This is a genomic window from Kosakonia sp. SOY2 (genome assembly GCF_027109175.1).
Classification (GTDB): Bacteria; Pseudomonadota; Gammaproteobacteria; order Enterobacterales; family Enterobacteriaceae; genus Kosakonia.
The window spans coordinates 2,663,044-2,684,838 of record NZ_JAPVXH010000001.1; the positions used below are offsets into that span (position 1 = coordinate 2,663,044).

16 protein-coding genes are annotated in these 21,795 nt (G+C 54.8%); 3 read left to right on the plus strand and 13 right to left on the minus strand.

Annotation, left to right across the window (positions count from 1 at the left end):
• Nucleotides 1-136: 136 nt before the first annotated feature.
• The gene (locus O3S68_RS12680) at nt 137-1,075 is read left to right on the plus strand and encodes a TPM domain-containing protein (RefSeq protein WP_269231630.1); all 939 of its coding nucleotides are present in this window, start codon (nt 137-139) and stop codon (nt 1,073-1,075) included.
• A 299-nt stretch (nt 1,076-1,374) separates the two neighbouring features.
• Nucleotides 1,375-2,484 carry an SDR family oxidoreductase gene (locus O3S68_RS12685; RefSeq protein ID WP_020456664.1) on the plus strand — a complete coding sequence of 370 codons (1,110 nt, stop codon included), beginning with the start codon at nt 1,375-1,377 and terminating at the stop codon, nt 2,482-2,484.
• Between the two features lie 63 nt (nt 2,485-2,547).
• On the opposite strand, the gene eno is transcribed toward O3S68_RS12685, so the two are convergent.
• From eno to rlmD, 5 genes are all read right to left on the minus strand, one after another.
• Nucleotides 2,548-3,846 carry a phosphopyruvate hydratase gene (gene eno, locus O3S68_RS12690; protein WP_045513298.1) on the minus strand — a complete coding sequence of 433 codons (1,299 nt, stop codon included), beginning with the start codon at nt 3,844-3,846 and terminating at the stop codon, nt 2,548-2,550.
• Nucleotides 3,847-3,927: 81 nt separating this feature from the next.
• Complete coding sequence (pyrG, locus tag O3S68_RS12695) at nt 3,928-5,565, minus strand: glutamine hydrolyzing CTP synthase (RefSeq protein WP_017458748.1); 1,638 nt, start codon at nt 5,563-5,565, stop codon at nt 3,928-3,930.
• 352 nt (nt 5,566-5,917) lie between these two features.
• A complete protein-coding gene (mazG, locus tag O3S68_RS12700) occupies nt 5,918-6,709 on the minus strand; it encodes a nucleoside triphosphate pyrophosphohydrolase (protein WP_269231631.1) in 792 nt (263 codons plus the stop codon).
• A gap of 64 nt (nt 6,710-6,773) precedes the next feature.
• Complete coding sequence (gene relA / locus O3S68_RS12705) at nt 6,774-9,011, minus strand: GTP diphosphokinase (RefSeq protein ID WP_017458746.1); 2,238 nt, start codon at nt 9,009-9,011, stop codon at nt 6,774-6,776.
• A gap of 52 nt (nt 9,012-9,063) precedes the next feature.
• Nucleotides 9,064-10,365 (minus strand): 23S rRNA (uracil(1939)-C(5))-methyltransferase RlmD, encoded by a 1,302-nt coding sequence (gene rlmD, locus O3S68_RS12710; RefSeq protein ID WP_269231632.1) that lies wholly within the window; start codon nt 10,363-10,365, stop codon nt 9,064-9,066.
• A 57-nt stretch (nt 10,366-10,422) separates the two neighbouring features.
• On the opposite strand from rlmD, the gene barA reads away from it, so the two are divergent.
• Entirely contained in the window at nt 10,423-13,191 is a 2,769-nt protein-coding gene (gene barA, locus O3S68_RS12715) for a two-component sensor histidine kinase BarA (protein ID WP_097406368.1), read from the plus strand.
• A gap of 160 nt (nt 13,192-13,351) precedes the next feature.
• On the opposite strand, the gene O3S68_RS12720 is transcribed toward barA, so the two are convergent.
• The 8 genes from O3S68_RS12720 to syd form a co-directional block, all read right to left on the minus strand.
• Nucleotides 13,352-14,491: a glycerate kinase gene (locus O3S68_RS12720; protein ID WP_045513310.1), complete on the minus strand. Its 1,140-nt coding sequence runs from the start codon at nt 14,489-14,491 to the stop codon at nt 13,352-13,354.
• 87 nt (nt 14,492-14,578) lie between these two features.
• The gene (gene gudD, locus O3S68_RS12725) at nt 14,579-15,919 is read right to left on the minus strand and encodes a glucarate dehydratase (protein WP_160271143.1); all 1,341 of its coding nucleotides are present in this window, start codon (nt 15,917-15,919) and stop codon (nt 14,579-14,581) included.
• 22 nt (nt 15,920-15,941) lie between these two features.
• Complete coding sequence (locus tag O3S68_RS12730; RefSeq protein WP_269231690.1) at nt 15,942-17,282, minus strand: enolase C-terminal domain-like protein; 1,341 nt, start codon at nt 17,280-17,282, stop codon at nt 15,942-15,944.
• On the minus strand, nt 17,282-18,637 hold the full coding sequence (locus tag O3S68_RS12735) for an MFS transporter (protein ID WP_020456655.1): 1,356 nt from the start codon (nt 18,635-18,637) through the stop codon (nt 17,282-17,284). Before O3S68_RS12735 ends, O3S68_RS12730 begins: the two co-directional genes overlap by 1 nt.
• Before the next feature lie 379 nt (nt 18,638-19,016).
• Nucleotides 19,017-19,466, minus strand: coding sequence for a flavodoxin (locus O3S68_RS12740; protein WP_020456654.1), 450 nt, complete (start codon nt 19,464-19,466; stop codon nt 19,017-19,019).
• Between the two features lie 5 nt (nt 19,467-19,471).
• Nucleotides 19,472-20,266 (minus strand): tRNA pseudouridine(65) synthase TruC, encoded by a 795-nt coding sequence (gene truC, locus O3S68_RS12745; RefSeq protein WP_269231633.1) that lies wholly within the window; start codon nt 20,264-20,266, stop codon nt 19,472-19,474.
• On the minus strand, nt 20,266-20,595 hold the full coding sequence (locus O3S68_RS12750; RefSeq protein ID WP_045513360.1) for a YqcC family protein: 330 nt from the start codon (nt 20,593-20,595) through the stop codon (nt 20,266-20,268). Before O3S68_RS12750 ends, truC begins: the two co-directional genes overlap by 1 nt.
• 631 nt (nt 20,596-21,226) lie before the next feature.
• Nucleotides 21,227-21,772 (minus strand): SecY-interacting protein, encoded by a 546-nt coding sequence (syd, locus tag O3S68_RS12755; RefSeq protein ID WP_097406374.1) that lies wholly within the window; start codon nt 21,770-21,772, stop codon nt 21,227-21,229.
• Nucleotides 21,773-21,795 lie beyond the last annotated feature (23 nt).

Here is a 21,795-nt window from a genome sequence, read left to right on the forward strand (position 1 = left end):
CATTTGCGCCGCGCACGGCGGGCTATTTAACCTGCTGATAATGAAAACTATCAGTTATGGCAAATTGTCATTACCTGCTATCAGCCGCTATCCTATGACGGTTCTTTCTCTGGTTTGCCCCGCAAGGATGATGCAAATGGCGCGCATATTGGCCCTGTTGCTGGTGCTGAGTTTTACCCTTCCGGCGCTGGCTGTGCCTGTTCCAGCGATGAATGGCGTGGTTAACGATCCCGAAAATCAGTTAAGCCTCTGGCAGCGTAAGGCGCTTATCCAGCAGGTGAGCGATCTGAATGCCCGCACGGGTACGCAAACCGCCGTACTGCTGATATCCACGACAAATGGCGAAACCATTGAACACTTTGCTAACGCGGTTTTTAACCGCTGGCGGCCTGGCGATGCCCGGCGTAATGATGGCGTGCTGGTGCTGGTCGCCTGGCAGGACAGAAAAGTGCGTATCGAGGTAGGAAGCGGCCTTGAGGGCATGTTAACCAACGCGCTGGCGAAGCAAATCATTGATGAATATATGATTCCAGCCTTCCGGCAGAATGACCTGAATACCGGAATTGTGCGCGGCGTTGAGGGGATCAGCACCGTGCTTGCCAGCCAGCCACTGCCCAAAGCTCAACCACCGTCATTTTTCGAGCAAATGGCTGCCTGGTTTTCCCTGTGGAAGAGTTTAATTATATTGGCGGTGGTTATCATTGCCCTGACGGTCAAAGGCAAAATCCTCACGCTGACAGGACTGTTTCTTACCGCCTGCCCTCTGGCCGTGATTTTGTTCGCTTACAGTGAACAACACCCTTTGCTGCTGCCTTTTACGATATTCTGCGCTACCGTGCCCGCCTTTATTTTGCTGATGATTTTGTGCGTATGGTTGATTTACCCGCAGCGGCTTACCGCCGCAGGCCGGCAAAAATATCGTGAGAGCAGGCAACTTACTTATTCGCGTGGAGGCGAGACCAGCACCGACACGACCACTTATACCAGCAGCGAGAGTTCCAGCCATAGCAGTAGCGACAGTTCCAGTGGTGGTGGCGGTTCGAGTGACGGCGGCGGCGCTTCGGGGAACTGGTGAGCCATAAAGCGCAAAAGAAATGGTGTAACCAGATATTATTTATTTTACATTTTGAATTGAATTTATACATAATTTGCAGGCTAACAAAATAAAAATAATCCATTAAATATCATCGATATAAATATTTCCCACAGCGTGACGGAATCTTTTTATTTTATTGGTTGTCGTAGTCAAATCCCCTGAGTTTTCTTCCTTAAAACCAGCTTAAGAAACCCCGTTTTTGTACGCCATTTTATTGATATGGCGTTTAGCTTTCTGTGCCTACAATCCGCCAGAACAACCATGATGAGAAAGCGTTGATGAATACATTATTGATTACGGGTGTCACTGGGTTTCTTGGCGGGGCAGTATTAGAAAAAATTCTTCACGACAATCTACCGATGAATTTATTGCTGCTGGTTCGTGCCGAAGATAGCGAAGCCGGGCTTGCGCGCGTTAAAAGCAATATGCGCAAGTTCAACCTCAGTGATGAGGTACTGAACTCACTTTCAACGTCGCAGATCCTGCTCGGTGATTTGGGCGAACCAGAAGGTTTTATTACCGATCCACGGCTGGAAAATGTCACCCACGTACTGAACTGCGCAGCGGTGGCCTCTTTTGGTAATAATCCGCTGGTCTGGAAAGTCAACGTGGAAGGCACGCTGACGTTTGCACGCCGGATGTCGCAAGTCGCCGGGTTACAGCGTTTTCTGCACGTGGGCACCGCGATGTCATGCACCCCGGAGCCAGATTCACTGGTACCGGAAAGCAGCGAGTTTCGCGAGAATGCCGAGCATCTGGTGACCTATACGCACTCCAAATCCACTATCGAACAACTGATGCGCAAAGAGTGCCCGCAGTTGCCGCTGGTGATCGCACGTCCGTCGATTGTTGTCGGCCATACCAGCCATGGCTGCACCCCGTCTACCAGTATCTTCTGGGTGTTCAGCATGGGACTGATGCTGCAAAAATTTATGTGTTCACTGGAAGATCGCGTGGATGTGATCCCGGTGGATTACTGCGCCGACGCGCTGCTGATGCTGCTTAGCGGAGAGATTGCACAGGGTGAAGTGGTGCATATCTCGGCCGGGGAAGAGAATAGCGTCCGCTTTGCCGATATCGACAGGGCAATGGCGAAGGCGCTGGAAAAAGCCCCGGTTGGCGATAAATACGCGCAGGTGAGCTATGAAACGCTGGTGAAAATGCGCCGCGAGCTGAAGGATATCTTCGGGCCGTGCAACGAGCGCCTGATGCTGAAAGCGATGCGTCTTTACGGAGCGTTTGCCACGCTTAACGTGCGTTTCAGCAATGACAAGCTGCTCAGCATGGGTATGCCGAAGCCGCCGCGCTTTACCGATTATATCGCCCGCTGCGTGCAGACAACGCGCGGCCTGACGATTCCGCAGCAAATGGAAGTCGACTTCAAATAGTCAAAAGCCTAAAAAAAATGCCAGTCGACTGACTGGCATTTTTATTTGATCAACGCTTAGCGATTACGCCTGGCCTTTGATCTCTTTGCGACCGTTGAACGGCGCTTGTTCACCCAGCGCTTCTTCGATACGAATCAGCTGGTTGTATTTAGCAACGCGGTCAGAACGGCTCATAGAACCAGTTTTGATCTGGCCTGCAGCGGTACCAACAGCCAGGTCAGCGATGGTAGCGTCTTCAGTTTCGCCAGAACGGTGAGAGATGACAGCGGTGTAGCCAGCGTCTTTCGCCATTTTGATCGCAGCCAGCGTTTCGGTCAGAGAACCGATCTGGTTGAATTTGATCAGGATGGAGTTAACGATGCCTTTTTCGATGCCTTCTTTCAGGATCTTGGTGTTGGTTACGAACAGGTCGTCGCCAACCAGCTGGATTTTGTCGCCCAGCACTTTGGTCTGGTAAGCAAAGCCAGTCCAGTCAGATTCGTCCAGACCATCTTCGATGGAAACGATCGGATACTGTTTGGTCAGATCTTCCAGGAAGTGAGTGAACTCTTCAGAGGTGAACGCTTTGTTGCCTTCGCCAGCCAGAACGTATTTACCGTCTTTGTAGAACTCAGATGCTGCACAGTCCATCGCCAGAGTGATGTCTTTGCCCAGCTCGTAGCCCGCAGCTTTAACCGCTTCAGCGATAACAGCCAGTGCTTCTGCGTTGGAACCCAGGTTCGGCGCGTAGCCACCTTCGTCACCCACAGCGGTGTTCATGCCTTTGGATTTCAGTACTTTCGCCAGGTTATGGAACACTTCTGAACCCATACGTACAGCTTCTTTCAGGGTTTTCGCGCCAACCGGCTGAATCATGAATTCCTGAATGTCGACGTTGTTATCAGCGTGCTCACCACCGTTGATGATGTTCATCATCGGAACCGGCATGGAGTATTTACCCGGGGTGCCGTTCAGTTCAGCGATGTGTGCGTACAGCGGCAAGCCTTTAGAAGCAGCAGCAGCTTTAGCGGTAGCCAGAGAAACAGCCAGGATTGCGTTCGCGCCGAAGTTGGATTTGTTTTCGGTACCATCCAGATCGATCATGATTTTGTCGATGCCGGCCTGGTCTTTCGCGTCTTTACCCAGGATTGCCTGAGCGATCGGGCCGTTAACCGCGCCAACCGCTTTCAGTACGCCTTTACCCATGAAGCGGGATTTGTCGCCATCGCGCAGTTCCAGCGCTTCGCGGGAACCAGTGGAAGCACCTGACGGCGCAGCAGCCAGACCTACGAAACCACCTTCCAGGTGTACTTCGGCTTCAACAGTCGGGTTACCACGGGAGTCGATGATTTCACGACCGATGACTTTAACGATTTTGGACATTAGGTTTTCCTCAGTACAAGTTAAACTAAAACTCCAGACAAACAACGCGTACCGATGGTACGCGTTGCTGTTGTAACTTTTTTACTTCGCCTGGCGCTTCTGATACTCGCTGGCGGCTTTCACAAAACCGGCAAACAGCGGATGTCCATCACGCGGCGTAGAAGTAAATTCCGGGTGGAACTGACAAGCGACGAACCACGGATGATTCGGCACTTCGATGATCTCGACCAACTGATCATCCCCGGAACGGCCCGCAACACGCAGACCCGCAGCTTCGATTTGTTTCAACAGCATATTGTTGACTTCGTAACGATGGCGATGGCGTTCAATAATGGTTGGCGCGCCATACAGCTGGCGAACCAGGCTGTCATCACCAAGCTGGCACTGCTGTGCGCCGAGGCGCATGGTGCCACCGAGATCGCTCTTCTCCGAACGCTGCTCAACGTTGCCGTCTTCGTCACGCCATTCGGTAATAAGCGCCACAACCGGGTATTTACAGTCTGGCACAAATTCCGTGGAGTTGGCGTTCTCCATTCCGACTACGTTACGAGCAAATTCAATCAACGCAACCTGCATACCCAGGCAAATACCCAGGTAAGGAATATTGTTTTCACGCGCATAGCGTGCGGTGGCGATCTTGCCTTCCACACCGCGGTAGCCGAAGCCGCCAGGGATAAGAATGGCATCAAGACCTTTCAGGATCTCTACGCCACGCGTTTCAACATCCTGCGAGTCAATCAGCTTGATGTTGACGGTTACGCGGTTTTTCAGACCACCGTGTTTCAGTGCTTCAATAACCGATTTATATGCGTCCGGAAGTTCAATGTACTTACCGACCATACCAATGGTGACTTCGCCTGACGGATTCGCTTCTTCGTAAATAACCTGTTCCCATTCGGCCAGGTTTGCTTCCGGACAGTTCAAGCTGAATCGTTTACAAATATAATCGTCCAGCCCCTGGGATTTCAACAGGCCCGGGATTTTATAAATGGAATCGACGTCTTTCAGAGAAATCACAGCTTTTTCTGGAACGTTACAGAACAAAGCAATTTTTGCGCGTTCATTAGCAGGAACCGCGCGATCGGAACGGCAAATCAGAATATCTGGCTGAATACCGATAGAGAGCAGCTCTTTAACAGAGTGCTGCGTCGGCTTGGTTTTCACCTCACCGGAAGCCGCCATATAAGGCACCAGCGTCAGGTGCATGTAGAGAGTGCGCTCGCGGCCCACTTCTACCGCCATCTGACGGATAGCTTCAAGGAACGGCAGGGATTCGATGTCACCCACCGTACCGCCGATTTCTACCAGCGCAACGTCATGGCCTTCGCCACCGGCAATAATGCGCTCTTTAATCGCGTTGGTGATGTGCGGAATAACCTGTACGGTTGCACCCAGATAGTCGCCACGGCGCTCTTTACGCAAAACCTCGGAGTAGATACGACCAGTGGTGAAGTTATTGCGACGGGTCATTTTGGTGCGGATAAAACGCTCGTAGTGACCCAAATCCAGATCGGTTTCAGCGCCGTCTTCGGTAACGAACACTTCACCATGCTGGATTGGACTCATAGTCCCTGGATCGACGTTAATGTACGGATCCAATTTCATCATGGTGACGTTGAGGCCACGGGCTTCAAGAATGGCTGCCAGGGAGGCTGCGGCAATGCCTTTACCCAGAGAGGATACGACCCCGCCGGTCACAAAAATATAGTTCGTTGTCATGCTGAACCTGAGAAGTTAGGTTTAAAAGACGATGGAATAACCAGGACGGGAAAGCAGTATACCCGATGATGGTCTACGCCACAAACTTTCATTGCCCCTCTCCTCTGTTCTTCAGGCCGCATCTGCATTGGCTTCTGTCACTCACCCCAGACGCGGCGCATTTCGCTGCGTCTGAAGATTCGCTCGGTTGCCGCCTTGCTGCGACCCGAATTACTCGAAGAGGCGATTCTCAAGGCATTTCAACAAACTTAAGGAGTGTGAAAATAGCCACTTTTGAGTAAATGTTTTTGACGCAAATCAAGCGCTTGTTATTTAAAAAACCACGCAAATCGCGCTTACTGGAACAAATGCTTTAAAGATCATGTTCCTGGCGTTTTACCTGTTGCCAGACATTTTCCATTGTTTCCAGATCTACACCGGTCATTTCCAGACCGCGTTCGCGCACAATACGCTCAACTTCGCGAAAACGCCGCTCAAATTTCAGGTTGGCTTTTTGCAACGCCACTTCCGCTTTGACGCCTAGATGACGCGAAAGGTTGACGGTCGCGAAGAGCAAATCGCCGACTTCCTCTTCCAGTTTCGCTTCATCAACCACCGCTTGTTTGGCTTCGTCCATGACTTCGTCAATCTCTTCGTACACTTTATCAAGCACCGGGCCAAGCGACGTCCAGTCAAAGCCGACGGTCGAGCAGCGTTTCTGGATTTTGTGCGCGCGCATCAGCGCAGGCAGGCTGTGGGGAATGTCGTCCAGCGCTGAGTGCTGAGATTTTTCTGCACGCTCTTCGCTTTTAATTTGCTCCCAACGCGCCAGCACTTCCGTGCTGTTTCCCGCATGTGCATCACCGAAAATATGTGGGTGACGACGCTCCAGTTTGTCGCTGATAGCGGCGCAAATGTCGTTGAAACCGAAACGCCCTTCTTCCTGCGCCATCTGCGCATAAAAAACCACCTGGAACAGCAGGTCACCCAGCTCACCGCGTAAATCGTCAAAATCTTCGCGCGAAATAGCGTCCAGCACTTCGTACGTCTCTTCCAGCGTGTAAGGCGCAATGGTGGCGTAAGTCTGCTCTTTGTCCCACGGGCAGCCGTTTTCCGGGTCGCGCAGGCGTTGCATAATCCCCAGCAGACGATCGATTTGAGTCATGAGAAATCCCTGGTAATAAGTGTTGAGCCTCGCCTATCAGGACGAGGCTCGGATGAAGAGAAAATCAGCCACCGTGCAGGCGGCGAGCGTCGATGACGTCCGGCACTTGGTTGAGTTTGCCGAGCACGCGGCCCAGCACTTGCAGGTTGTAGATTTCGATATTCATATCGATGGTGGCCAGCTGTTCTTTGGTGTCGCTGCGGCTGGCAACGCCGAGCACGTTCACCTTCTCATTGGCGAGAATTGTGGTGATGTCGCGCAGCAGACCGCTACGGTCATTCGCCGTGACGCGCACCACCAGCGAGTAACCCGCCGAGTAGCTTTCGCCCCAGACGGCATCAACGATACGTTCCGGCGCCACGTTACGCAGCTCTTCCAGTTGATCGCAGTCGGCGCGGTGAATAGAGATCCCGCGCCCCTGAGTAATAAACCCGACGATTTCATCACCCGGGATCGGCTGGCAGCAACGCGCAATATGGTGCATCAGATTGCCTACGCCTTCGACAACAACGCGGCCATTGTCTTTGCTGCGGCTTTGCGGCGTATACGTTTTCTGTTGCAGCTGCTTCAGCGCGGCGGCGTCCTGCTCCTCAGCACTCGGTTTATTGAACTGCGACTGCAGGAAATTCACCATCTGATTGAGACGGATATCCCCACCGCCAATCGCCGCCAGCAACTCGTCCAGTTCGTTAAAGTTGTAGCGCGGCAGCAGGAATTTTTCCGCCTCTTTCAGGCTGATACCAAGATGCGCCAGCTCATCGTCGAGGATCTGACGCCCCGCAAGAATATTTTTGTCGCGATCTTGTTTGCGGAACCAGGCGTGGATCTTCGAGCGCCCACGGCTGGTGGTCACATAGCCCAGGTTCGGGTTCAGCCAGTCACGGCTTGGGTTCGGTTGCTTCTGGGTGATAATTTCGATCTGATCGCCCATCTGCAATTGATAAGTGAACGGTACGATGCGCCCACCGATTTTTGCGCCGATGCAACGGTGACCGACATCGCTGTGAATATGGTAAGCAAAATCCAGCGGCGTCGAACCTGCAGGCAAGTCCACCACATCGCCTTTCGGGGTAAAGACATACACACGGTCGTCGAACACCTGGCTGCGAACTTCGTCGAGCATCTCGCCGGAATCGGCCATCTCTTCCTGCCAGGCGATCAGTTTACGCAGCCATGCAATGCGGTCTTCGTGCGCCGAACGCGGGCCGCCAACGGTAGCGGTGCCCTCTTTGTACTTCCAGTGCGCAGCGACGCCAAGCTCTGCATCTTCATGCATCTGCCGGGTACGAATCTGGATTTCAACGGTTTTCCCGCCCGGCCCAAGCACTACCGTGTGGATAGACTGGTAACCATTCGGCTTTGGGTTAGCAACATAGTCGTCAAACTCATCCGGCAGATGGCGGTAATGGGTGTGTACAATCCCGAGCGCAGCGTAGCAGTCCTGTAAACGCTCGGCGACGATACGCACGGCACGCACATCAAACAGCTCATCAAAGGCGAGGTGTTTTTTCTGCATTTTGCGCCAGATGCTGTAGATGTGTTTCGGGCGGCCATACACTTCCGCTTTGACGCCTTCGGTCTTCATTTCGGCACGCAAATGCCCGACAAATTCGTCGATGTAGTGTTCGCGATCGATACGGCGTTCGTGCAGCAGCTTGGCGATGCGTTTGTACTCCGCCGGATGCAGATAACGGAAGCAGTAATCTTCCAGTTCCCATTTGAGCTGCCCGATGCCCAGCCGGTTCGCCAGCGGGGCGTAGATATTAGTACACTCTTTCGCCGCCAGTACGCGCTCATCTTCCGGCGCATCTTTCACTTCGCGCAGATGAGCGATACGTTCCGCCAGCTTGATAACTACGCAGCGGAAATCATCCACCATCGCCAGCAGCATACGACGAACGTTATCGACTTGTTCGGAGGAGACGGAATCGGTGTGGGTGGCTTTCAGCTGGCGGATAGCCGCCATATCGCGTACGCCATGAATCAGGTTGACCACCGACGTGCCGACGCTTTCGCGCAGCACCTCTTCGCTGACCACTTCCGCATCGGCCAGCGGGAACAGCAGCGCCGCGCGCAGCGTGTCGGTATCCATGCTCAGCATGGAGAGGATCTCCACCATCTCGACGCCGCGCCACAGCAGTAATTCCGCGTTCGGGTGTCCCTGTGTTTGTCGCAGACAATATGCCCAGGTTTCGGTTAAGCGTTCACACGACGGCTGACTGGTGATGCCCAGACTCGCGATCCATTTGGCCGGATCGAATTCACCCGCTTTGTTCAAATGCGCACTGCGTACCGCAACCATTGTCCTCTCCTTTCAGGGACCGGGCCTGCCGAACTCGACAAGCCGAAATTAATCATTTGTGATTCACAAACAACACCATCGATTCCAGGTGGCCAGTGTGCGGGAACATGTCCAGCATCGCCAGCCGCTGGATCTGGTAACCCGCATCCAATAGCGCTTCACTGTCGCGGGCAAGGGTGGCGGGGTTACAGGAAACGTACACCACTCTGCCCGGCGACAATTTTAGAATATGTTTCATCACTCCGGCAGCGCCTGCGCGTGCCGGGTCGAGTAAAACTTTGTCAAATCCACGGCTTGCCCAGGGCTGTTTCGTGACATCTTCCTCCAGATTTTCATGAAAGAATGTCACATTCTGCAAGCCATTCTGTTGCGCGTTATCCTGTGCTTTCGCCACCAAATCGGCGACGCCCTCCACACCGACCACGCTGGCCGCGCGTTTCGCCAGCGGTAGCGTGAAATTGCCCATGCCGCAGAACAGATCCAGCACCCGGTCGCCGGGCTGCACATCAAGCCACTCCAGCGCTCGCGCCACCATTTGCTGGTTAACACCATCGTTAACCTGAATAAAGTCCCGCGGGCTGAACGTTAAGCGTAGCCCGTCAGAGCTGTACCAGGGAGATTCTCCGCTAACCTGTTCCAGTATCTCGCTTTGTGGCGCGAGATACAGCGAGAGTTCCTGAGAATGCGAAAACTGTTCCAGTTTTTCTCTGTCTGTTGCACTTAATGCAACAGTGTGACGCAAAACCATTAATGGGCCATTATCGGCTTCCACCAGCTCAACATGTCCAAGCTGACGCACGGCCTGCAACCCGCTCAGGCATTCACGCAGCGGCGCCAGTAATGCCTCAAGACGGGGCACCAACACCGGGCAGCGCGTGATATTAATAATGTCGTTACCGCCCGCTTTACGAAACCCCATCTCCAGACACTGGCTTTTGGGCTGCCAGCTCAGGCTGAGCCGCGCGCGGCGGCGATAGCCCCAGGGTTCGCCTGCAATCACTTCATCGACGTCCCGTTTCATCAAACGCGCCAGCGCCGCACTTTTGCTGCGCTGTTGCAGGGCAATACTGGCATGCTGCTGCTGGCAGCCACCGCAGACGCCAAAATGCGGGCACAGCGGCGTAACGCGCTCGTCGCTATCATTCAGGCGACGTTTCACCTCACCGCGTGAAAACTGCCGCTTCTCCTCTTTCAGCACAATGTCCGCCGTTTCGCCAGGTAACAGCCCGGGGATGAACAGCGCTTTCCCGTTATGGCGCGCAACCCCCTGCCCAAAGGGATCAAGATCAGTTACGGTTACGGTTACTTTTTGACTAGTCGTCACACGTCGTTTTGCAGAGTAGAATTGCGCCATTGCAGGGATTTATCTCATTTACAGATTAATGGCCTAATTCTCCCATAACGGAACTCCATGACCAACTACAGCTTGCGCGCACGCATGATGATCCTGATTCTGGCGCCCACCGTGCTTATCGGTGTGCTGCTCAGCATCTTCTTTGTCGTTCACCGCTATAACGATTTGCAGCGTCAACTGGAAGACGCCGGTGCCAGCATCATTGAGCCGCTGGCGGTCTCGAGCGAATACAGCATGACGTTGCAGGACAAAGATGCGATAGGCCAACTGGTGAGCGTTTTGCATCGCCGCCATTCCGATATTGTGCGGGCAATTTCCATTTACGATGGGCAGAATAACGTATTCGTTTCCTCTAATTTCCAGCTTGATGGCGATAATCTCCGGCTGGCGGAAGGGCAACCTTTTCCGCGCAGGCTCAGCGTCTCCCGGCGCGGCGATGTGATGATCCTGCGCACGCCCATTCTTTCCGAAGGATTTACGCAAACCAACACCGCGCTACCAGCGGATAAAATTACCGGCAACATGCTCGGCTATGTGGCGCTGGAGCTGGATCTCAAATCGGTTCGTTTGCAGCAGTACAAAGAGATTTTTATCTCCAGCTTGATGATTTTGTTCTGTATAGGCATTGCGCTGATTTTCGGCTGGCGCTTAATGCGCGACGTAACCAGCCCGATCCGTAATATGGTCAACACCGTTGACCGCATTCGTCGCGGGCAGCTCGACAGCCGCGTGGAAGGTTTTATGCTCGGTGAGCTGGATATGCTGAAAAACGGCATCAACTCGATGGCGATGTCGCTGGCGGCCTACCACGAAGAGATGCAGCACAACATTGACCAGTCCACTTCCGATCTGCGTGAAACGCTGGAGCAGATGGAGATCCAGAACGTCGAGTTGGATCTGGCGAAAAAACGCGCCCAGGAAGCGGCGCGCATCAAATCTGAGTTCCTCGCCAATATGTCCCATGAGCTGCGCACGCCACTGAACGGCGTGATTGGCTTTACCCGCCTGACACTGAAATCTGAGCTTAACCCCACGCAGCGCGATCACCTGCTGACGATTGAACGTTCGGCGAACAACCTGCTGGCGATCATTAACGACGTGCTGGATTTCTCCAAGCTGGAGGCGGGCAAGTTAATTCTGGAAAGCATCCCGTTCCCGCTGCGTAATACGCTCGATGAGGTCGTCATCCTGCTGGCACACTCGGCGCACGACAAGGGGCTGGAACTGACGCTGAATATCAAAAACGATGTGCCGGATAACGTAATTGGTGACCCGCTGCGTCTGCAACAGGTGATCACCAATCTTGTCGGTAACGCCATCAAATTCACCGAACATGGCAATATCGACATTGTGGTTGAGAAGCGCGCCATCAGTAACAACAAAGTGCAGGTTGAGATGCAGATCCGCGATACCGGCATCGGCATCCCCGAGCGCGATCAGTCGCGGTTGTTCCAGGCGTTTCGTCAGGCCGATGCCAGCATCTCTCGCCGTCACGGCGGCACCGGCCTGGGGCTGGTGATAACCCAAAGGCTGGTCAATGAAATGGGCGGCGATATCTCCTTCCATAGCCAGCCGAATCGCGGATCCACCTTCTGGTTCCACATTAATCTCGATCTCAATCCAAATGCCATCAGCGAAGCGCCTGCCACAGGCTGTCTGGCGGGCAAACGCCTTGCCTATGTCGAGCCCAATGCGACAGCCGCGCAAAGCACGCTGGACGTGTTGCACGAAACGCCGCTGGAGGTGATTTACAGCCCGTCGTTCTCGGCGCTGCCGCAGGCGCATTACGACATTCTGCTGATGGCGATTCCGGTGACGGTGCGTGAGCCGCTCAACATGCAGCACGACCGCCTCGCACGAGCCGCCGCCATGACCGACTACCTGCTGTTAGCGCTGCCTTGCCATGCGCAGGTAAACGCCGAGGAGCTGAAGCAAGATGGCGCGGCGGCCTGTCTGCTGAAACCGCTGACCACCACCCGCCTGCTGCCCGCGCTCACAGAATATTGCCGTGCGACCCGGCTCACGCAGGCTCAGCCGGTAGATGAAACAAAACTGCCGATGACGGTAATGGCGGTGGACGATAACCCGGCCAACCTGAAACTCATCGGCGCGTTGCTGGAAGATCAGGTGCAGCATGTCGAGCTGTGCGAAAGCGGTATACAGGCCATTGAGCGCGCCCGCCAGCTACAGTTCGATCTGATCCTGATGGATATTCAGATGCCGGACATGGATGGCATTCGCGCCTGCGAGCTAATTCGCCAGTTGCCGCACCAGCAGCAAACGCCGGTCATCGCCGTTACGGCCCATGCGATGGCCGGACAAAAAGAGAAACTGCTCAGCGCCGGGATGAACGATTATCTGGCGAAACCCATTGAAGAGGATAAGCTGCGCAGCCTGCTGCGCCGTTATAAGCCCGGCCCGGATATCGGCAGTTGGCTGATGCCACCGGAACAGGCAGTAGCACCGGCAGACATTGTAGTTGACGCCGACACCACGCTTGACTGGCAACTGGCGCTGCGCCAGGCTGCCGGGAAATCGGATCTGGCGCGCGAGATGCTGCATATGCTGGTCGAGTTCCTGCCGGAGATCCGCAATATGGTGGAAGAACAGCTGGTTGGCGAAGCGCCGCAAGGGCTTTCTGAAGGGATCCATAAGTTACACGGCAGTTGCGGTTACAGCGGCGTACCGCGGCTGAAAAACCTCTGCCAGCTGATTGAACAGCAGTTACGCAGCGGCGTTGCGGCCGAAGAGCTGGAACCGGAGTTTCTGGAATTGCTCGATGAGATGGATAACGTCACCCGCGAAGCACACAAATTGCTGGGGTAGTCAGGCGCATAACCGCTGACTGGAATTGAGGTTAGACACGTTGTTTATCCGCGAGTGGATAAACAACACATTGATTATCCACTCAACACGCCGCCACCAGGCCAGTGAAAACGCGTTAGAACAAGCCCGATAAGCCAGCATGCTATCGGGCGGTTTGCGGTTACAGCTTTTGCCCTGCTTTCAGCACTGCCGCCACGTTGCGCGCGGTCATGCGGACATTTTCGCCGGCATTTTCCAGCGCGTCTTCCAGCGAACAGACCTTGTAGATCACACTGAACACCGCATCGATACCGTGATGGTGCACCACGCCAACATCGGCGGTCAGGCTGCCGGCGATGCCAATCACTGGAATATTATGGCGCTTCGCCACTTTCGCCACGCCCACCGGCACTTTGCCGTGCACCGTCTGGCTATCGATACGCCCTTCGCCGGTGATCACCAAGTCAGCGCCAATCACGTACTCATCCAGCGCCAGCGCATCGGTGACAATCTCGATACCCTGGCGCAACTCTGCGCCGCAAAACGCATACAGCGCGGCACCCATCCCCCCTGCCGCGCCGCCGCCCGCCAGGTGCAGCACGTCCAAATCCAGGTCGCGGGCAATGATCCGCGCATAATGCCCGAGCGCTTTATCGAGCCTGTCGATCATCTCCGGCGTCGCCCCTTTCTGCGGGCCAAACACCGCCGACGCGCCCTCTTTTCCGGTGAGTGGATTGGTCACATCGCAGGCCACTTCGATACGGCACCCGGCAAGGCGTTTATCCAGTTGCGCGGTATCAATTCGCGCCAGCGTTTCCAGCGCCGCACCACCCAGCGCAATCTGCTGGCCATTCTCATCCAGCAGCTTTGCGCCCAGCGCCTGCACCATGCCAGCACCACCGTCATTGGTCGCACTGCCGCCAATGCCAATGATGATATGTTTAACGCCCGCGTCCAGCGCATGGCGAATCAACTCGCCGGTGCCCCAGGACGTGGTGATGAGCGGATCGCGTTTGGCGGGGGGTACCATTTCCAGCCCGCTGGCGGCGGCCATTTCGATAAAAGCGGATTGCTCGTCGCCAGAAATCCCGTAGAACCCTTCAGCCTGCTCGCCGAGCGGCCCTTTTACCGCAACCTTAACGATACGCCCGTCGGTAGCGGCGACCATGGCTTCAACCGTCCCTTCGCCGCCGTCCGCCACCGGTATTTTGACGTATTCCGCCGTGGGGAAAATTTCACGAAAACCGCTCTCAATCGCGGTCGCCACATCCAGGGCACTTAAACTTTCTTTGTAAGAGTCTGGTGCGATCACAATTTTCATAAGCCATCCTTACGCATATTCACGGCTTTAAGCATACACCCAGCAAAGATGAGGAAATGCCAGCCCCCGCAAGGACTGGCAATTTCATCAACGCACCATGCACGGACGTTTGTTATCAAATTTCCAGTTCGGGATCAGGTATTGCATTCCCATTGCATCGTCACGCGCGCCGAGGCCATGTTTTTGATACAGCTCGTTGGCTTTCATCACCTGGTCCATATCCAGCTCTACGCCAAGACCCGGTTTGTTTGGCACCTGCACCATCCCGCCTTTAATTTCGAACGGTTGTTTAGTCAGGCGCTGGTTGCCCTCCTGCCAGATCCAGTGCGTATCGATAGCGGTGATATTGCCCGGTGCCGCAGCGGCAACATGGGTGAACATCGCCAGCGAAATATCAAAGTGGTTATTCGAGTGCGAGCCCCAGGTCAGACCGAACTCGTGGCACATTTGCGCCACACGTACCGACCCCTGCATGGTCCAGAAGTGCGGGTCAGCCAGCGGGATATCCACCGATTGCAGTGACAGCGTATGGCCCATTTGACGCCAGTCGGTGGCAATCATATTGGTGGCGGTCGGCAGGCCGGTCGCGCGGCGGAACTCCGCCATCACTTCACGACCGGAGAAGCCCTGTTCCGCGCCGCACGGATCTTCTGCGTACGCCAGCACGCCTTTCAGGTGCTTACCAATTTTTATCGCTTCATCCAGTGACCAGGCACCGTTCGGATCGAGCGTGACGCGCGCCTGCGGGAAGCGTTTTGCCAGCGCGGAAATCGCTTCGGCTTCTTCCATTCCCGCCAGCACGCCGCCTTTCAGTTTGAAATCGTTAAAACCATATTTCTCATACGCGGCTTCTGCCAGACGCACTACGCGATCCGGCGTCATCGCCTCTTCGTGACGCACGCGATACCAGTCGCACTTGTCATCCGGCTGGCTCTGGTACGGCAGCGGCGTTTTTTTGCTGTCGCCAACGAAGAACAGGTAACCGAGCATCTCTACTTCGCTGCGCTGCTGGCCTTCGCCAAGCAGGGAAGCGACGTTCACACCGAGGTGCTGACCGAGCAGATCCAGCATCGCCGCTTCAATGCCGGTCACCACGTGGATCGTAGTACGCAGATCGAAAGTTTGCAGGCCACGGCCACCGGCGTCGCGGTCGGCAAAGTTATTGCGCACGGTGTTGAGGATATTTTTGTACTCACCCAGCGTCTTACCGACCACCAGCGGAATAGCGTCTTCCAGCGTTTGACGGATTTTCTCGCCGCCGGGGATTTCCCCCACACCGGTGTGGCCAGCGTTGTCTTTAATCACCACGATATTGCGGGTGAAGAACGGGGCGTGCGCGCCGCTCAGGTTCATCAACATGCTGTCGTGGCCCGCAACCGGGATAACCTGCATGGAGGAGACAACGGGTGTCGAACTGTATGTGCTCATTTTTTTTAATCCTTTTGGTCTATCAATGACGTCCAAAAACGGGGCGTTTTTTGTCAAACGTCCAGCCTGGGATGAGGTACTGCATCGGGCCTGCGTCATTGCGCGCGCCGCCGGGCAGCGTCTTGTATGCCGCGTGCGCTTTTTCGATTTGCGTCCAGTCGATCTCTACACCAAGGCCTGGCGCATCGGGTACGGCGATTTTCCCCTGGCGGATCTCCAGCGGCTGTTTGGTCAGGCGTGCGTCGCCCTCCTGCCAGATCCAGTGCGTGTCGATGGCGGTCGGCGTTCCCGGTGCTGCCGCGCCAACGTGGGTGAACATCGCCAGCGAGATATCGAAATGGTTGTTGGAGTGGCAGCCCCAGGTTAATCCCCAGTCGTCGCACAGTTGCGCCACGCGTACCGCGCCGGAAAGCGTCCAGAAGTGCGGATCCGCCAGCGGGATATCCACCGCGTTTAACATCACCGCATGGCCCATTTCACGCCAGTTGGTGGCAATCATATTGGTCGCTACCGGCAAGCCGGTGGCGCGGCGGAACTCCGCTATCACTTCACGCCCGGAAAAGCCCTGTTCCGCGCCGCACGGATCTTCCGCGTAGGTCAGCACATCATTAAGGCCTTTGCACAGGCTGATAGCTTCGTCGAGCAGCCAGGCGCCGTTGGGATCAACCGTGATGCGCGCGTCCGGGAAACGTTTTTTCAGCGCCCGCACGGTGTCGATCTCTTTTTCGCCCGGCAGTACGCCGCCCTTGAGTTTGAAATCTTTAAAGCCGTAGCGATCCTGCGACGCTTCTGCCAGGCGCACGACCGCATCGCTGTTCATCGCTTCCTGATGACGCAGGTGATACCACTCATGGTTGCCAGGCGTCGCGGCCAGGTATGGCAGATCGGTTTTGGTGCGATCGCCGACATAAAACAGATAACCCAGCACCGTCACCGCATCGCGCTGTTTACCGGGGCCAAGCAGTTCGCACACCGGGACGTTCAGCGCTTTGCCTAACAGATCCAGCAGAGCGGCTTCCAGTGCCGCCACCGCATTCACGCGCAGCTCAAATGTCCAGGCACCTTTTCCGAAAGTGTCGAAATCCGCCGCCTGGTTGCCTTTGTGTACGCGCTGCACCACTTTATTCAATCGCGCCACTTCCTGCCCCACCACCATCGGCGTGGCGTCAACCAATGTTTTGTAGATCACGTCGCCGCCCGGCGCTTCACCGACGCCAGTGTTACCGGCGTTGTCGGTGAGCACCACGATGTTGCGGGTAAAGTAAGCGTTATGCGCGCCACCGATGTTCATCAGCATGCTGTCATGCCCGGCCACCGGAATGACCTTCATGTCGGTGATAATGGGGCTTGCTTGTGTGTTCATCATTCACGTCCTGTCACAGGTTTCAGCACGATACGCTTGATATCCCCCACCAGAACCAGGTAACTGAGTACCGCCACCAGCGCATGGATACCGACATAAATCAGCGCGCCGTTAAACGAGCCGGTCGTGCCGACGATGTAGCCAATGGCAATCGGCGTCACAATGCCGGAGATATTACCGAACATGTTGAACAGACCGCCGCTCAGGCCGCTGATCTCTTTCGGCGCAGTGTCTGCCATCACCGCCCAGCCCAGCGCACCGATACCTTTACCGAAGAAAGCCAGCGCCATGAAAGCGATAATCAGCGTTTCGGAGTTGGTGTAGTTACAGAACACCATGCTCATGGAGAGCAGCATTCCCAATACAATTGGCGTCTTGCGCGCCACGTTCAGCGAGCCGTAACGGCGCATTAACCAGTCGGAAATAATCCCGCCCAGTACGCCCCCCACAAAGCCGCAGATCGCCGGGATTGAAGCAACAAAACCCGCTTTCAAAATCGACATGCCGCGTGCCTGCACCAGATAAACCGGGAACCAGGTGATAAAGAAATAGGTCAGGGCGTTAATACAGTACTGGCCCAGATAGACGCCGATCATCATGCGGGAACCCAGCAGCTGTTTGATCTGTCCCCATTTTTCTGAGAATGGAACATGGTGCGCGCTTTTCGCCTGATCCATGTTGATCAGTGCGCCACCTTCTGCAATGTACTCCAGCTCTTTTTTGTTTACGCCCGGATGCTGGTTCGGCTCGTGGATCATTTTCTGCCACAGGAAGCTGATGAAAATGCCGAGACCGCCCATAAAGAAGAACACATGTGACCAGCCCACGGCGTGCGTCAGCCAGCCCATGATCGGCGCGAAGATCACCGTCGCGAAGTATTGCGCGGAGTTAAAAATCGCCACCGCCGTACCCCTCTCCTGCGCCGGGAACCAGGCTGCAACGATGCGGCTGTTGCCCGGGAAGGAAGGAGATTCAGCCAGACCGACCATAAAGCGCAGGGTGAAGAGCGCAACGATGATGCCAAAGCCGCTAAAGATATCGACGAAACCTTGCAGCAAGGTAAACAGCGACCAGGTGAAGATAGACCAGAAATAGACGCGTTTTGATCCGAAGCGGTCAAGCAACCAGCCGCCCGGTATCTGGCCAATCACATAAGCCCAGGAAAACGCGGAGAAAACATAACCCATACCGACCGGATCCAGGCCTATCGCTTTGGACATCTCTGAACCGGCAATCGACAACGTGGCGCGATCGCCATAGTTGAAGGATGTGACGATAAACAGCATCACCACTATCCAGTAGCGGGCGTTGGTACGCTTTTCAGCGCCGCTCGCCGCCTGGCTAAATGTACTCATGGTTGTACTCCCGAAGCATAAATGTTCTTTTGTCCATTCATCCTGTACGGCGCAACCTGTAGGGGAAGACAGGATGATGTCATTGTGTTTTTGCTGCTCCTGCCGGGTTTGCCACACCCGGCGGGCCGCGTTTTTTTTACTGGCGAGAAAAAGTATATGGAGCGCCTTTTCAACTCTCACCGTGCAACAACACAACATTCGCCGGGCGCGGCTATGCCCTTTAAGGCATTAGCCCAGGCGGATGGGGAGTACTTCACGGAAATGAAAATGGAGCAGACCGAAGGTGGTCAAAAGAGAGGCAGCGTTAAAGAGTGTGAAATGCGTCGCTTGACGCGGCAAAAAGAGAGGTTTCCTCCCCGCTTACGGAGAGGAAGACAGCTTATTTCAGCAGGGTCGCCCAGTGCTCAACCCACGGATTAGAGACGGTTTCAGGTTCCGGGTCTTCGCTGGCGTCAATCAGCAACATCTCGCCGATACGCTGTGCACCTTGCTCTTGCAGCAGGGCATCAAACTGCTTACCCCCGCCGCAGAAATGGGCGTATGTGCTATCGCCCAGGGCAATCACGCCATAGTGCAGATCAGGCTGATACCCCACGGTATCGCGCAGATAATGGAACAGCGGCGCAATACTTTCCGGCAAATCGCCCTGACCGGTCGTGGAGGTCACTATCAGCGCGTAATTGCCTTTGTTGTTTTCCCAGTCGCTGGCTTCGGGATCTTCAAATACCGTCGCCTTGTGGCCCTGCGCCTGTAAGATCTCCTGCGCTTCTTCCGCCACCAGCAGCGAATTGCCGTACATGGTGCCAACAAAAATTCCGACCTTCGCCATGCTCATCACTCCTTGCGTGATTCCAGATTGCCCTCATCCTGGCGGCTCACTGGCAAGAACTCAACCCTTTCATTTTCAGGGAGAAGCCCGCGCCAGCCAAAGTGCGACAGCGCGCCCATCCAGGTTTCATCCAGCCCGGCGCGGATCGTTAACGGCTCGCCGGTAAAAGGGTGAGTGAGCGTTAACTGGCTAGCATGCAGCATCAAGCGGTTGCAGCCAAAGTGTTCCGCCGCGCTACGATTTTGCCGTAAATCGCCGTGTTTACTGTCGCCAATAATCGGATGGCGCAAATGCGCCAGATGGCGACGCAATTGGTGCTTGCGGCCCGTCTTCGGTTCCAGTTCAACCAGACCATAGCGCGTGGTGGGAAATTTGCTCGTTGCCACTGGCATTTCGCACGTTGCCAGCCCGCGATAGTACGTTACGGCTGGCTGCGCCTCTTTATCGGCGCGGGCGAACTTGTCGGCCACTTTATCCAGCTCTTCGACCAGCGGATAATCCAGCAACGCCTCTTCCATCAGCCAGCCACGCACAATGGCGTGATAGCGTTTTTGAATCTGATGTTGCTCAAATTGCTGTGCTAAGCGGCGACCGGCCTCGCTGGATAAGCCCATTAACAACACGCCGGAAGTGGGCCTGTCGAGGCGATGGGCGGTAAAAACGTGCTGGCCGATTTGGTCACGCACCGTTTGCATGACCACCACTTTTTCATCGCGATCTAACCAGCTACGGTGAACCAGCCAGCCGGAAGGTTTATTCACCGCCACCAGCCACTCATCCTGGTAAATAATCTCCAGCATCAGGCGTTTTCGTCGCTGAACAGCGCATCGAGCTGCTGTAAATGCACCAGCATCACTTCTCGGGACGGATGGGTCGCCTCAAGGGCAATTTCATAGTATGGCGCGATGGCGAATGCCTGCGGCAAAGGCTGTTGACTATCCAGCAGAGCGTGCATACGCGGAATAAGCACCCATTGCAGCCATTCGAATGGCTCAAGGGTATCCATGCAAAAAGGCTGCGTGCTTTCAAAGGCGCTTGCCGCTGGCGCGTTGGTTTGCCAAAGATTCTGTTCGCGCAATTGCGCTTCGAGAAGATGAAGTTGCTCACGCACACGTTGATGTTGAGTCATATAAACCCCCGGAATAATCAGACTGGCGCGCAGCATACCAAAGAGCGGAACAAATAAAAAAAGGGAGCACTGTAAAAACAGTGCTCCCGGTTCGTTTCGCAGCAGTCCCGCTACTCGTATGCTCCCTGCTCATCCATGAAAACTTTTCCTGCGGTCTCCTGACCCGTTCATCCTTAAACAGCGCATCTTGCTCACACCACCCCGATGTGACTTGGCCTCATCCGTAAAGCGTGTCCTGGATCTTCCTGATCTGCCGGGTATCCTTACCGGCTCTCATTCTCCGTCCTGGAGGTGTCCGTTAACGCATTCCAGCGATGTCCCTTTGCTTCGTCCTGAAGCCTTTCCTTGCAGCACCGTCCTGGTGAGTCCTCGAAACAACATCATCCTGATGTACGCTTCGTTGTCAGACTCCGTGTCGACACAGATAGAATCACCGATTCTGTGACGTCTTACAAGAAGACTTAACACAAATTCAGCTTTGAATGAAACCACAACAGGAAAAGGGTTTTAGATTAACCTCATGATTTATATTAATTATGAATGAGAAGGCGCATCAGAATTATGGAAAAAGACCTGGCGATCTCTTACAGGTCGTGTAAGAGATCTCTCACAAGATGAGTAGTATTGAGGATTACACAACGGGTTCGAGCTGGTCGAGGAATGCCGCGAGGCTTGGGGCGAGAACGGTGCGCTGACGCGTACCCAGCGTCTCTTTCACCACTTCGCCGCTCAGGTTACACAGCGAAATCACATCCAGTTCGCTGTCGAGCGTAGCAATAAAAAGTGTAGGCGATAACTTCAGTCTTTTTTGCGTAACCAGGTGACCAATCAGATTTTCCTGCATACGCACGAAGTCATCCTCACTCCACGTTTGCAGCAGCGTCAGGGTCAGTTCGCCAAAACGCGCGGTCATATCACCGGCAAATTGTGTGGTGTAAAAGGTATGGAGCGGCGTTTGTACCACAATTTCCATGGCCTGTTCAATTGGGTTTACATTTCGTTCTGGTACGAACGGTTTTGGCTGCCAGATAACGTATTTGTCGGTAGAAGAAATAATGCACGGCGAGGGAATACCGTAAAGCGCTTCGCTTTGCGGCCAGCTGTCTCGCAGTTCGTGCCACGCATTACAGTAACGTTCCGTAAAGGCTTTCAGGGCATGCGCCGTCTCTTTTTCCACCGATTTCTCTCTTCACATAAGCC